Raw genomic sequence first — 13,268 nt, forward strand, 5'->3', positions numbered from 1 at the left:
GGCAGCCGGCCGTGACACGCCCTCCGGCGTTCCTCCGTTCCTCGGGGCCGGCCTGCGCGGCGGGCCCCGACGGCCCGTTCAGCGCCGTGAGGAGTCCATGCCGAGGGGCAGGTCGGCCCACGCGACGGCGCGGTGCCCCGGGCGTGCTTCCCACCCTCATGGTGTGGACCAGGAACCGGACCGAGCCGCCTGGTCGCACTGCTGAGGTGCGACGACCGCTCCCGGCCCGAACTCACTGACCGGGCCGGGAGCGGTCGGCGGTGCGCGTGAAGCCCTACTGGGACACCGTGCGGATGAGCTTCTTGTTGACGAACTCCTCGGTGCCCGGGCGGCCGAGCTCGCGGCCGAAGCCGGAGCGCTTGATGCCGCCGAAGGGGAGTTCCGCGCCCTCGGCGCCGACGCCGTTGACGAAGACCATGCCGGCCTCGATGCGGTCGGCGACGCGTTCGGCCTGGGCGGGGTCCGTGGTGAAGAGGTAGGAGCCGAGACCGTACGGGGTGTCGTTGGCGATGCGCAGGGCGTCGTTCTCGTCGGTGGCCGGGAAGACCATGGCGACCGGGCCGAAGAGCTCCTGGCGGGCGGCCGCGTGGTCGGTGGTGAGGCCCGTGAGGACGCCGGCCGGGAAGTACGCGCCGTGGCGCTCGCCCTCGGTGTGCAGCGTGGCGCCCTCGGCGACCGCCGCGTCGACCTGGCGGCCCAGGTTCTCGGCCGCCGCCGCCGAGGAGAGGGGGGCGCCGGTGGCGCCGGCCAGCAGGCGGGCGGTGAACTTCTCCACGAACGCGTCGTAGAGGTCCTGGACGACGATGAACCGCTTGGCCGCGTTGCACGCCTGACCGGTGTTGTCGAGGCGCGCGGCGACGGCGGAGTCGACGACCGGGTCCAGGTCGTCCGTGGACAGCACGATGAACGGGTCGGAGCCGCCCAGTTCCAGCACGACCTTCTTCAGGTGGCGCCCGGCGATCTCCGCGACGGCCGATCCGGCCCGCTCCGAGCCGGTGAGCGAGACGCCCTGCACGCGCGGGTCGGCGATCACGTCGGCGATCTGCTCGTTGGTCGCGTAGACGTTGACGTACGCGCCCTCCGGGAAGCCCGCCTTCGTGAACAGCCGCTCCAGCAGGGCCGCCGTGGCCGGGCACTGCGGGGCGTGCTTGAGCACGATGGTGTTGCCGATGGCGAGGTTCGGGGCGGCGAACCGGGCCACCTGGTACGCCGGGAAGTTCCACGGCATGATGCCCAGCAGGACGCCCAGCGGGCCGCGCCGGACGACGGCGGTGCCGGGGCCGGAGGTGACGTCGAGCGGTTCGTCGGCGAGGAACTCCTCGGCGTGGTCGGCGTAGTAGTGGTAGATGTCGACGCAGAAGCCGACCTCGCCCTCGGCCTCCGCGAGCGGCTTGCCCATCTCGCGCACGATGCTCGCCGCCAGCTCCTCGCTGTGCTCCTGGTGCAGGTCGCCGATCCTGCGCAGCAGCGCCGCGCGCTCGGCCACGGTGCTCCCGCGGCCCCACGTGGTGGCCGCGTGGGCGGCGGCGGTCAGCGCCGCCTCGACCTCGGCGTCACTGGCGGTCGGGTAGAGCTCGGCGACTTCGCCGGTGGTGGGGTCGGTGACGGCGTACATCGGATCTCCCAGGGGTGGTCGGATGCGGTTGAGGTCCTCGAAGGCGGCCGACGCCTTGTGGAGGCGGCGGGTGGTGCCGGCCGGTCCGGCCGGTCCGACCGGCGAGGTCGGCCCCCTGAGGGAGGCGGGTCGACCACGGGATGCCGATCTTTCCGGAATGCCGGAACCGTGTGCAGCCGAGGATACGTTTCTCCTGCCCGAGGGGGTTCAGCAGGTTGAACGACTCCGTCGCGTCGGCCGGGCCGACCGGCCGTCGGTAAAGGCAGCGGGCGGGCGGGCGTAGCGTGGGAGGTATGACGACGTACGGATCATTTCCCGGCACCCGGCCCCGGCGTCTGCGGAGCACCCCCGCCATGCGCCGGATGGTGGCCGAGACCCGGCTGCACCCCGCCGACTTCATCCTCCCCGCCTTCGTGCGCGAGGGGGTGGGCGAGCCGGTGCCGATCGAGGCGATGCCGGGCGTGGTGCAGCACACCCGGGACACCCTGAAGAAGGCGGCCGCCCAGGCCGTGGCGGCCGGGATCTCCGGGATCATGCTGTTCGGCGTGCCCGAGGAGTCCAAGAAGGACGCCCTCGGCACCCCCGGCACCGATCCGGACGGCATCCTCCAGCTCGCCCTGCGGGACGTACGGGCCGAAGTCGGGGACGACCTGCTCGTCATGTCCGACCTGTGCCTCGACGAGACGACGGACCACGGGCACTGCGGAGTCCTGGACGAGAAGGGCCGCGTCGACAACGACGCCACCCTCGAGCGGTACGCCGAGATGGCGCAGGTCCAGGCCGACGCGGGCGCCCATGTCGTCGGGCCCAGCGGGATGATGGACGGGCAGATCGGCGTCATCCGTGACGCCCTCGACCAGATCGGCCGCGAGGACGTCGCGATCCTCGCCTACACCGCCAAGTACGCCTCCGCCTTCTACGGGCCCTTCCGCGAGGCCGTCGGCTCGTCGCTCAAGGGCGACCGCAAGACGTATCAGCAGGACCCCGCCAACATCCGTGAGTCGATGCGTGAACTGGCGCTCGACCTCGAGGAGGGCGCCGACATGGTGATGGTCAAGCCGGCCGGGCCCTACCTCGACATCCTCGCCAAGGTCGCCGACGCCGTGGACGTGCCCGTCGCCGCGTACCAGATCTCCGGCGAGTACGCGATGATCGAGGCCGCCGCCGAGAAGGGCTGGATCGACCGGGACCGGGCGGTCCTGGAGTCCCTGACCGGCATCAAGCGGGCCGGCGCGCAGAACATCCTCACCTACTGGGCCACCGAGTTCGCCCAGAAGCTCGACGCGTAGCGCGTAGCGCGTAGCGCGTAGCGCGTAGCGCGTAGCGCGGAGGGCGTAGCGCGGAGGGCGCGGGGCGGGCCGGTGGCGCGGGTCAGCGTACGGTCGCCTCGAAGCACTCCTCCCGCCGTGTCTGCCCGGCGGGGCGGAAGCAGGCCCGTACGAGAGTGCCCGGAGTCGTTCTCGTCATCGGGGTGTAGATGTACGCCGTCGCGTCCAGGGCGTCCGTGATCTCGGCGGAGCGGGTCGGGCCGGCCGCGGTCAGCTCGACGCGGTCGCCCACCCGCGTGCCCCAGATGCGGCCCCAACTCGTCCCGCACGTGGGGCTGTAGCGCACCTGCAGGTGAGCGCCTGAGGCGGTGCGTTGCTCGATGAGGGTGTCCAGGTCGATCCCGCAGAGCATGTTCAGCGGGTCCCGGCCCTCGCAGGCGCCGCCCTGGCAGCGGGGCGGGGGAGGGCTGGTTCCGGTCCCGGCCCCGGTCATGGTCGTGGTCGGTCCACGTGTGTCGTCGGGCGTCCGGTCCGGTGGCAGGAAAAGGGCGGTCGCGGTCACGCCGCCGGCGGTCACGGCCAGTACGGAAACCATGACGGCGGTGACCCGCCAGGACCGGCGGTGCGCGGTGGCGGTGGTCGTAGGGGGTGCGGGCCGCGGCGGGGCGGGACCCCCGGGCGCCGGTCCCTCCTCCGGTCTCTCCCCCGGTCCCTCCTCCGGTTCTTTCGCCGGTTCCGGTCCCGGTGTGGTCTCCGGACGCGCCGGGGGCGGGACCTGGGCGGCCCGGCCGCTGCTTTCCGACTCCGCGAGCTCCCACAGGGCCAGGCAGCGGCCCTCCGGCTCGTCCGCCAGCCGGCACAGCTCCCGCACGGCCTCCCGGGGTGGCAGTGTCTCGCCCTTGAGGTAGCGGCCCCAGGAGGACTTGCTGAACGAGGTGCGTTCCCCCAGCCCGGTCAGGCTCAGGCCCGCGCGCTCCTTGAGGCTTCGCAGGGTGGCCGTCAGCCGGGCGCGCTCCGGCGACCTCATCCTCGCAAGGCCCCCCAGGTGTGCGGGCCGACGATGCCGTCCACCACCAAGTCCGCTTCCACCTGCAGGCGTTTGACGGCCCGCTCGGTCATCGGGCCGAAGATGCCGTCGATGTCACCCGGCGAGTAGCCGGCCCGGCTGAGCAGGCACTGCACCTCGGCGACCTCCGGTCCGGCGTAGCCGTTCGCGACGATGGCGTCCCGCGTGGTGCTCTGCCCCGCGTACCAGAGGCCGTCGATCCGCTCCACCCGGCAGGTGTAGGCCGGCAGGGACGGCGGCGGTGACACCGCCACCGGTGCGGCCGACGACGTGGGCGGCGCGGCGGTGCCGCGAGCATCCTCCGTGCCCACTCTGCCGGCCAGCACCACCACCGCCGACGCGGTCAGCGCGACGGCGACCACCCCGGCGGCGACCGCTACGTGGAAGGCCCACCCGCGTGCCGGCTCGGCCCCGGGGCCGGCGGGCCCGGGGTCGGCGGGCCCGATCGGATCGATGAGTCCGACGGATTCCGCCCTGCTGGGTTCCGCCGCCGATTCCGGAGCCCGATCCTGATCCCCGGGCGGAGCCCCGGCCTGAACGGCAACCGCGATCGGACCCGCGGGCGCCGTCGCCGTGCGGCCGCTCCATGCCTCCGCCGCGACCTCCCACACAGCCAGCAGCCGGGTCGGGTCCTCGCCGGTGACCGACGCCAGCGCCTCGACCGCGTTCCGGGGCGGCAGCGACCTGCCACCGAGGTAGCGCTCCCACGACGACGTGCTGTACCCGGTCTTCGCCGCGAGCTGACGCAGGCTCAGCCCGCTGTGGTCCTTCAGCCGCCGTAATCGCACCACCAAGTTCCGGACACTCGGGTCGAGTTCCGCGGGCAGGCCTTTCCAGCGCGACATGCTTCCCCACTCGCGTATGTGGTTCCGGTCCTCCGTCGGATTGTGCAACAGCATCCCCAGTGTGCCCGGTGATGCGGTTCCCGCACCCACACCGATTCGGCCATCGCCCGTCCCGTTCCGTCCCGCGACACCGTCCCGGCGGGACGCGTCCCTGCAGGTCGCCGGGCGGGGCATCCCATGCCGACGTCACTTCTGCGGCAATCATGGCCGGGCCCGGCACCGACCCGGCAGTCTTCGTGTCGAGCCGGCCGCCCCGGTCGGTACCGCCCATTCCAAGGGGGAAACGAATGCGAGCCATGACCAAGGCGCTCGTCAGTGTCACCACGGCCGTCGGAATCGCCGCCGGCGGCCTGGCCACCGCGAGCACCAGCTTCGCCGCACCCGCGCAGGACACCAGGACCGTCGCGTCCGCCGAGGCCGTGGCTCCGCTCGCGGTGGTCAACCTGGGTCTGAACACCACCCAGGCCAAGGGAGTCCAGCGCTGGCTGCGGGCGAACTGGAGCTACACCGACTCGATAGACGGCGAGCTCGGCCCCAACAGCTGGAAGGCCTTCCAGCGCCACCTCAAGGCGCACCACGGCTACACCGGCGCCATCGACGGATCCGTCGGCAGCGGGACGGTCTCGGCGCTGCAGCGCTTCCTGAAGAACAACGGCTGGGGCTACACCGGCGCGATCGACGGAATCGCCGGTTCGGGCACCCAGGCGGCCTTCAAGACCTTCGCCAACTGGGCGGTGAGCAACTACTAGGGCGCACACGCCCGGACACGGCGAGGCGGCCCGCCCTCCCATCGGGGGAGGGGGCGGGCCGCGTTCGTGCGTGTGCCGAAGGAAACGAGGGCGCTCAGAGCCGCTCGGGCGTCCTGATGCCCAGCAGCGCCATGCCCCGGTGCAGCGTGCGGGCCGTGACGTCGCACAGGAACAGGCGGTTGGCCACCTGGTCCGGCGACTCGGCCTTCAGCACCGGGCACTTGTCGTAGAACGACGTGTACAGGGAAGCGAGTTGGTACAGGTACGCGGCCAGCTTGTGCGGGGCGTACTCGCGCGCCGAGTCCGCCACCGTCTCCGCGAACGCGTCCACGTGCAGGCCCAGTGCCCGCTCGGCCTCGTGCAGGGCCAGCTCCGGGTGCGCGGACGGGCGCACGCCCTCGGGAGCCTTGCGCAGGATCGACCGGATACGGGCGTAGGCGTACTGGAGGTACACCGACGTGTCGCCGTTCAGCGAGACCATCTGGTCGAGGTCGAACTTGTAGTCCCGGTTCGCCGATGTCGACAGGTCCGCGTACTTCACCGCGCCGACGCCCACCTGGGTGCCCCGCTCGGCGATCTCCTCCTCGGACAGGTCCTGCGCCTTCTCCCGGACCACCGCGGAGGCACGGTCGATCGCCTCGTCCAGCAGGTCCACCAGCTTTACCGTCTCGCCCTCACGGGTCTTGAACGGCTTGCCGTCCTTGCCGAGGACCGTGCCGAACGCGAGCTGGACCGCCTTCACGTCGTCACCGAGCCAGCCGGCCCGGCGCGCGGTCTCGAAGACCATCTTGAAGTGCAGCGCCTGCCGGGCGTCCACCACGTACAGCAGGGTGTCCGCCTTCAGGTGGAAGACACGGTCCCGGATCGCGGACAGGTCGGTCGCCGCGTAGCCGTAGCCGCCGTCCGACTTCTGGACGATCAGCGGGACCTGCTTGCCGTCCGGGCCCAGGACGTCCTCGAAGAACACGCACAGCGCGCCCTCGGAGCGGACCGCGACACCCGACTCCTCCAGCAGGCGGCAGGTCTCGGCGAGCATGTCGTTGTAGCCGGACTCGCCGACGATGTCCGCGTCCTGGATCTCCATGTCCAGCTTCTCGAAGACGGAGAAGAAGTAGATCTTCGACTCGTCGACGAACTTCTGCCAGATGGAGAGCGTGTGCGCATCGCCCGCCTGGAGGTCGACCACCCGGCGCCGGGAACGCGTCTTGAACTTCTCGTCGGAGTCGAACAGCTTGCGCGCGGTCTTGTAGAGGCGGTCCAGGTTCGACATCGCCTCCTCGCCGGAGATCGCGCCGTCCTCGGAGGACTTGTGGTCCAACTCGTGCGGGTGCTCGTCCAGATACTGGATGAGCATGCCGAACTGGGTCCCCCAGTCGCCGATGTGGTGGCGGCGCACCACGTTCTCCCCGGTGAACTCCAGGAGCTGTACCACCGAGTCGCCGATCACGGCGGACCGCAGGTGGCCGACGTGCATCTCCTTCGCGACGTTCGGCTGGGCGTAGTCGATCACCGTGGTGCCGGGGTTCGCGGTCACCGGCACGCCGAGGCGCTCGGGGTCCGCGTACCGCGCGGCGAGGTTCGCGGTGATCGCCCGGTCGGCGATCGTGATGTTGAGGAAGCCGGGGCCGGAGACCTCGACGTCCTTGATCAGCTCGTCACCGGTGACGATGTGCGAGACGACCTCGACGGCCAGCTCCCGCGGGTTCGCCTTCGCCTTCTTGGCCAGCGCCAGGATGCCGTTGGCCTGGTAGTCCGCCCGGTCGCTGCGTCGCAGCAGCGGGTCCGCGCCGGCGGCCTCGGGCCGGGTGGCCGAGAGCGCGGACGCGAGATGCTGCTGGACGGAGTCGCTGAGGGACGTGACCGAGGCCATGGGGTGGCTGCCGTTCTGCTCGGGTTGTGGAGCTGTTGACTGCTGCAGGAGGGCTACTGCAGGTGACTACTGTTGAACCCGAGTATCCCACGCGCGGAAAAGCGGTTTTCGCGGATGCGGTCCGGGCTGGGAGAATGAAGGGGTCAGCCGTGCGACCGTACGGGCTGCCCGAGCAGAAAGAAGGACGTGCCGATCGTGGCTCAGAGCACCGAGACCACCGACTGGGTCTCCCGTTTCGCGGACGAGGTCATCGCCGAGTCGGAGCAGCGTGCCCCGGGCAAACCGGTCGTCGTCGCGTCCGGACTGTCCCCCTCGGGCCCGATCCACCTGGGCAACCTCCGCGAGGTCATGACCCCGCACCTGGTCGCCGACGAGATCCGCCGCCGCGGCCACCGGGTCCGCCACCTGATCTCCTGGGACGACTACGACCGGTACCGCAAGGTCCCGGCCGGGGTCGAGGGTGTCGACGAGACGTGGTCCGAGCACATCGGCAAGCCGCTCACCTCGGTCCCCGCCCCCAAGGGCTCCCCGTACCCGAACTGGGCCGAGCACTTCAAGGCCGCCATGGTCGAGTCGCTCGCCGAGCTGGGCGTGGAGTTCGACGGGATCAGCCAGACGGAGCAGTACACCACCGGTGTCTACCGCGAGCAGATCCTGCACGCCATGAAGCACCGCGGCGACATCGACGCGATCCTCGAGCAGTACCGCACCAAGAAGGCCCCGGCGAAGAAGCAGCAGCAGAAGGCGGTCGACGAGGCCGAGCTGGAGGCTGCGGAGGGCTCCGGCGCCGCCGCCGAGGACGACGGCAGCACCGGCTCCGCCGGCTACTTCCCGTACAAGCCCTACTGCGGCAACTGCGAGAAGGACCTCACCACCGTCACCTCCTACGACGACGACAGCACCGAGCTGACCTACTCCTGCACCGCCTGCGGCTTCGCCGAGACGGTCCGGCTCAGCGAGTTCAACCGCGGCAAGCTGGTCTGGAAGGTCGACTGGCCGATGCGCTGGGCCTACGAGGGCGTGATCTTCGAGCCGAGCGGCGTCGACCACTCCTCGCCCGGCTCGTCGTTCCAGGTCGGCGGGCAGATCGTCGGCATCTTCGGCGGCAAGCAGCCGATCGGCCCGATGTACGCCTTCGTCGGCATCAGCGGCATGGCCAAGATGTCGTCCTCACGCGGCGGCGTGCCCACGCCCGCCGACGCCCTGAAGATCATGGAACCCCAGCTGCTGCGCTGGCTGTACGCGCGGCGCCGGCCCAACCAGTCCTTCAAGGTCGCCTTCGACCAGGAGATCCAGCGCCTCTACGACGAGTGGGACCGGCTCGACGCCAAGGTCGCCGAGGGTTCCGCGCTGCCCGGCGACATCGCCGCGTACTCCCGCGCGGTGGGCACGGCGGGCGGCGCCCTGCCCAGGACGCCCCGGCCGCTGCCGTACCGCACCCTCGCCTCCGTCGCCGACATCACCGGCGGGCACGCGGACCAGGCGCTGCGCATCCTGAGCGACCTGGACCCGTCGAACCCGCTGGGCTCCCTGGACGAGGCGCGGCCGCGGTACGACAAGGCCGAGGCGTGGATCTCCCTCCACGTCCCGGCCGACCAGCGCACCATCGTGCGTACGGAGCCGGACGAGGAACTGCTGAAGTCCCTCGACGAGCAGGGCCGCCGGTCGCTGCGGCTGCTGATCGACGGGCTGGCCGACCACTGGTCCCTGGACGGGCTGACCCACCACGTGTACGGCGTTCCCAAGGTCCAGGCCGGCTTCCCCGCCGACGCCACGCCGAAGGAACTGCCGGCGGAGATCAAGACCGCGCAGCGGTCGTTCTTCGCGCTGCTGTACCACCTGCTCGTCGGTCGCGACACCGGCCCGCGCCTGCCCACCCTGCTGCTCGCGGTGGGCCAGGAGCGGGTCCGGAGGCTGCTCGGTCACTGACCGGCGTATCGACGCACACGACGATGGGGGCGCCCGGTGTTTCACCGGGCGCCCCCATCACCTCGGCACTGCCGGACGGCACCCACCTTCGGGTTCGGGCGCGCACCAGTGACGGGATCGATACCTCCAACTGGTCCGGCCGGACGGCGTTCCAGGTCGACGCGAGCGCTGTGTTGCCCGCAGACTTGCCCACTCAGCTCCAGACCGGAGCGACCGATACCACCTCTCCCCTGGTCACGGGCGTTGTCACCTCGCCCAATGGGGGCATGGTCGAGGCCCAGTTCCGGCTCGGCAACGCCAGCGGGATCCAGAACTTGGGCAGTCAGTTCGTGCCCAACGGCGAGCGCGCCGGTTTCAAGATTCCTGCCGACCGGCTCGATTCCGGCGGGCCGTTCAACTGGTCGATGAGAGCCTGTTACGAGGGCAAGTGTTCCGCCTGGACCGAGAAGACCGCGATAGCCGCAGGATCCGGTACGGAGGCCGTCGAGACGCCCGCCAGTATGTCGGTGAGCGTTCCGCTCACCAAGGCCACCGTCTGTACCGGTACGGTCACCTGTGTCGGCGAAACCGGCACGGCGCTGAGGGTGGGCAGTGTCTCCGGCAAGAACTGGCGCACCTATCTCAAGGCCGATCTGTCGAAGATCCCTGCCGGAGCACGAGTGACCGGCGCCACACTGCGGTTGCAGTCGAGCGCGACGACACCCGACCTGGCCGTACATGCTCTCAACGATGCATGGGCCACCACGGGGACGGGAAGTGACTTGGACAAGGTCACGGCTTTGGGTGTCAACCTGGATGCGGCGGCCCCTTGGGCGATCGACGTCACCGGCCTCGTCACCGGCTGGACCGACGGCGCCAACATCAATCACGGTCTGGTGCTGCGAAGGGCGGATACGGCGCCGAGCACGGCGGGCATCAGTTTCGCCTCGGCCACATTTACGGTCGAGTACGGGCCGGCCACACCGCCGTCACCGCCTGGAGGGCTCCGTGCGCGGGCGGGGGGACGGGGGAGCTTTGGTCATGTGGGACGCCGGCGCGGACAGCGGTTACAACGACACGGACCTCACATACGAGGTGACCGCACTGGATGCTGCCGGCGCCGTGGCGGCCGAGCGCACCACGCATGGTACGGACATGGTGATCACCGGCCTCACCAACGACGCTCCCTACACCTTCAAGGTGAGCGCCTCGAGCCCGTACGGCACCAGCACTACGGTCACCAGCAATGCAGTCAGACCGCTGCGTGCTCCCCTGAGCGCTGCCACCTGCACGGCGACCGTCAACGAGTACCTCGAAGCCACCGCTGCTTTGAACACCGGTGCGCACAACAGTGCAAGCGCCGCGATCAACGGTCGGCCCAACGCCGAGAAGCACTCCTGGTTGTCGAAGGCGGAGGAATTCCGGCTGATCGATACTCGCGACGCCCTGAAAGCGGACAGCCTCACCTATACGTCCAGCACGTCCACTCTGTCGGACGTGCTGGCGATGCCTTCCGCTCGTGAACACCGAATCCAAGCAGAAGGAGGCCAAGGTCGGCGACGTGGTCTTCTTCAACTGGGGTGGCAAGGGGGTTGGGACCACGGGGGCGTCATCACCAAGATGGCGAAAGGGAAGGCCTACGTGAGCGCGCACGACAACAACCGCCTGAACCAGCGCCTCGACACCTACATCCGAAGCCAGAGGGGCACGTGGGCGAACATCCATCGCGTCAGGCCGGAGTGGTACTGATGCTCAAGACCTCAGGAGCCAAGTGGCTCATGGCGGCACTCGTCACCCTGTGCCTGGGCGGAGGCGTCCTCGCATGGTGGCTGCTCCGTGAACCGGCGCCCTACGCCTTGCGGGACACCCCCGAGGTGAAGGTGACGGTCCGCGCCGCGGAGTCCACCCACCCCGAGGCCGAGGAGGTCGCTCGCGAGGTCGAACTGGTCCTCGGGGTGTACGTCCAACGCCTCCGGGGCGGTGACGCTGCGGACCTGGCCGGGATCGGTGCCCCGTGGTACACCGGCCGGGAGGAGGCCGTGCAACGCCTGATCGCCGAGTTCGGCGCACATGCCGACAAGCCGGTCGAAGCGGTCGTGGCCGACCCTGTCGCACCGGGCCTGGCCACTGCGGAACTCCGCTTCAGTGACGGCCGGCAGCAGGTGCTCGACCTCACCCGCGACGACGATGTGTGGTGGCTGAGTGTGGGGAACGGTGATCCGGTGAAGCCGTAGGCACCGGTACCCCTTGATGGATCGCGACCGCCGTCCAGAAGCCTTGTGCTTGTGGCCGGCGGTCGCTTGTGCGGCTTCGCAGACCGTTCACAACAGCGCAAGGCGGGTCGACCTGATGACGGCGGCGGCGGACGGGAGCCGCTGTAAAGAGATCCGGCTTCCCCACCGCCTTGTCCAAGGCGGTGGGGAAGCCGGATGGTGGTGGCGTAGCGGTGGTACGTCGCCGTCCTCATCCGCTCGTTTTCCGGCGCGAGCCGCTCGCTGATCGACTGCTTGAAGACCTGGCCGGCGGAGTGGCGTCATTCCTGAAATGCGCTTGACGCCGGTGAGGGTGAACTGTCCGGTTCCGCAGCCCGGGTCGGCGTGGTTTCACGGGGTGTCGTCGGAGCGGGCGAACCACACGTCGAAGCTCCTTCCGCTGTGCGCCGAGCGGGCTGGGGCGCGATCTCCACCCGTATGGCGTCTGTCGCGGTCAGCAGCGAGCCCTCGACCGATGCAGCGGTGTCGCCGGTGGCCATGACCGCGCCGATGGCACAGGAGGAGAAGTGCTCGGGCGGGAGCTTTACGGTCGTGCCGGGGGCGCGGTCGAGGACGACGTGCTGGACGCCCGGGACGGCGAGCGCGGTGTCCACGCCCTCGACCCGTACCAGCCTCCCTGCCACCGGGGCCATCACCTTGCGCAGTCCGGCGTGCAGCAGCGGACGGTTGGGCAGGCGCGGAGCCCGGCCGGTCGCCACGCGGATCACGTTCTCGTGGAAGGGGATCCCGCTCGCCAGGCCGACGAGATGGGATCCGATGAAGTCACCGCCGGCGCGTGCGGCGACCTCCACGAGCCGGGCACCCGACTCCGCGTCGTACATGCACTCCAGATGGAAGGCGCAGTCGTCGAAGCCGAGGGCGGTCACGACCTCACGGGTCAGCGCGCGCACGGCGGATCCTGCGGCGGCGGGCAGGACGCTGGGGTGCAGGTGCGCGAGTTCCAGGCGGAACGGCTCGGTGGTGGTCTTGTCGGTGATGCCGCAGACCGTCACCTCACCCTGGTGCACGAAGCCCTCGACGCTGTGCTCGGTGCCGCCGAGCAGCTCTTCGAGCACGAGTTCGCCACGGTCGTGACGGAAGATGCTGTCGCCGTCGGCGCCGGTGAGACGGGCCAGTTCGGCGAACGCGGGCAGTAGGTCCCGTGCGGAGCGCAGCAGGAAGATGCCCTTGCTTCCGCTGCCCGCGGCGGGTTTCAGCACAGCCGGGAGCCCGACGTGCTCCAGCGCCTGTTCGGCGTCCCGCAGGGTCCGTACCCGGGCGTAGCGGGGTATCAAGTGGGGACAGCCGGCGAGGGCCTGGCGCATGAGGTACTTGTTGCGGGCCAAGCGAGCGACTTCGGGCTCGATGCCGGGCAGGCCCAGGCGGTGGGCGGCGCGAGCGGCAGGTTCCACGCCCGCGTCGGACCAGGTGACGACGCCGGCGACGGGGTGCGCGGCGGCGGCCTCGTCCACTGCCGCGTCGAACGCGGCGGTGTCGTGCGGGTCGACCGCGCGGACCTCGGCGAGCAGTGCTCCGGGCAGCCCGGCGGGCGGCAGGGCGGCGGGCGGCCGGGCGGTGAGGAGCACCACCGCGTAGCCCTCGCGGTGGGCGGCCTCGAACGCGGGCCGGTGTTCCAGGGGGTTCTTGCGCAGGCCGACGAAAAGGACGGCGGGACGTGGAGCGGGGGCAGACACG

10 protein-coding genes and 1 pseudogene are annotated in these 13,268 nt (G+C 70.7%); 6 read left to right on the forward strand and 5 right to left on the reverse strand.

The features are described from left to right. Window positions 1–274: 274 nt before the first annotated feature. Window positions 275–1,615, reverse strand: coding sequence for an NAD-dependent succinate-semialdehyde dehydrogenase (locus V4Y04_RS21005; RefSeq protein WP_332429742.1), 1,341 nt, complete (start codon window positions 1,613–1,615; stop codon window positions 275–277). Window positions 1,616–1,908: 293 nt separating this feature from the next. On the opposite strand from V4Y04_RS21005, the gene hemB reads away from it, so the two are divergent. After that, entirely contained in the window at window positions 1,909–2,904 is a 996-nt protein-coding gene (gene hemB, locus V4Y04_RS21010; protein ID WP_332429743.1) for a porphobilinogen synthase, read from the forward strand. 82 nt (window positions 2,905–2,986) lie between these two features. Here the strand turns inward: hemB and V4Y04_RS21015 are convergent, their stop codons facing one another. Both V4Y04_RS21015 and V4Y04_RS21020 read right to left on the reverse strand, forming a co-directional pair. Then, window positions 2,987–3,910, reverse strand: a complete 924-nt coding sequence (locus V4Y04_RS21015) for a helix-turn-helix domain-containing protein (protein ID WP_332429744.1) — start codon at window positions 3,908–3,910, stop codon at window positions 2,987–2,989. Beyond that, window positions 3,907–4,794, reverse strand: a complete 888-nt coding sequence (locus V4Y04_RS21020; RefSeq protein ID WP_332429745.1) for a peptidoglycan-binding protein — start codon at window positions 4,792–4,794, stop codon at window positions 3,907–3,909. The genes V4Y04_RS21015 and V4Y04_RS21020 overlap by 4 nt, the downstream gene beginning before the upstream one ends. A gap of 287 nt (window positions 4,795–5,081) precedes the next feature. On the opposite strand from V4Y04_RS21020, the gene V4Y04_RS21025 reads away from it, so the two are divergent. Continuing rightward, a complete protein-coding gene (locus V4Y04_RS21025) occupies window positions 5,082–5,543 on the forward strand; it encodes a peptidoglycan-binding protein (RefSeq protein WP_332429746.1) in 462 nt (153 codons plus the stop codon). Between the two features lie 94 nt (window positions 5,544–5,637). On the opposite strand, the gene argS is transcribed toward V4Y04_RS21025, so the two are convergent. Beyond that, window positions 5,638–7,413, reverse strand: coding sequence for an arginine--tRNA ligase (gene argS, locus V4Y04_RS21030; RefSeq protein WP_332429747.1), 1,776 nt, complete (start codon window positions 7,411–7,413; stop codon window positions 5,638–5,640). A gap of 186 nt (window positions 7,414–7,599) precedes the next feature. Here argS and lysS point away from each other — a divergent pair, with 186 nt between their 5' ends. The 4 genes and pseudogenes from lysS (at window position 7,600) to V4Y04_RS21045 (ending at window position 11,555) form a co-directional block, all read left to right on the forward strand. Beyond that, on the forward strand, window positions 7,600–9,342 hold the full coding sequence (gene lysS / locus V4Y04_RS21035; protein ID WP_332429749.1) for a lysine--tRNA ligase: 1,743 nt from the start codon (window positions 7,600–7,602) through the stop codon (window positions 9,340–9,342). A 500-nt stretch (window positions 9,343–9,842) separates the two neighbouring features. After that, a pseudogene (locus tag V4Y04_RS37790) lies at window positions 9,843–10,283 on the forward strand (DNRLRE domain-containing protein); the annotation flags it as partial. Window positions 10,284–10,362: 79 nt separating this feature from the next. After that, window positions 10,363–11,070: a fibronectin type III domain-containing protein gene (locus tag V4Y04_RS21040; protein ID WP_332429751.1), complete on the forward strand. Its 708-nt coding sequence runs from the start codon at window positions 10,363–10,365 to the stop codon at window positions 11,068–11,070. After that, a complete protein-coding gene (locus V4Y04_RS21045; RefSeq protein ID WP_332429752.1) occupies window positions 11,070–11,555 on the forward strand; it encodes a hypothetical protein in 486 nt (161 codons plus the stop codon). Before V4Y04_RS21040 ends, V4Y04_RS21045 begins: the two co-directional genes overlap by 1 nt. 299 nt (window positions 11,556–11,854) lie before the next feature. Here the strand turns inward: V4Y04_RS21045 and V4Y04_RS21050 are convergent, their stop codons facing one another. Continuing rightward, the gene (locus V4Y04_RS21050) at window positions 11,855–13,267 is read right to left on the reverse strand and encodes an ATP-grasp domain-containing protein (protein WP_332429753.1); all 1,413 of its coding nucleotides are present in this window, start codon (window positions 13,265–13,267) and stop codon (window positions 11,855–11,857) included. Window position 13,268: the final 1 nt, after the last annotated feature.

This window comes from Streptomyces sp. P9-A2, assembly GCF_036634175.1.
In the GTDB taxonomy this organism is placed as follows: Bacteria; Actinomycetota; Actinomycetes; order Streptomycetales; family Streptomycetaceae; genus Streptomyces; species Streptomyces pratens.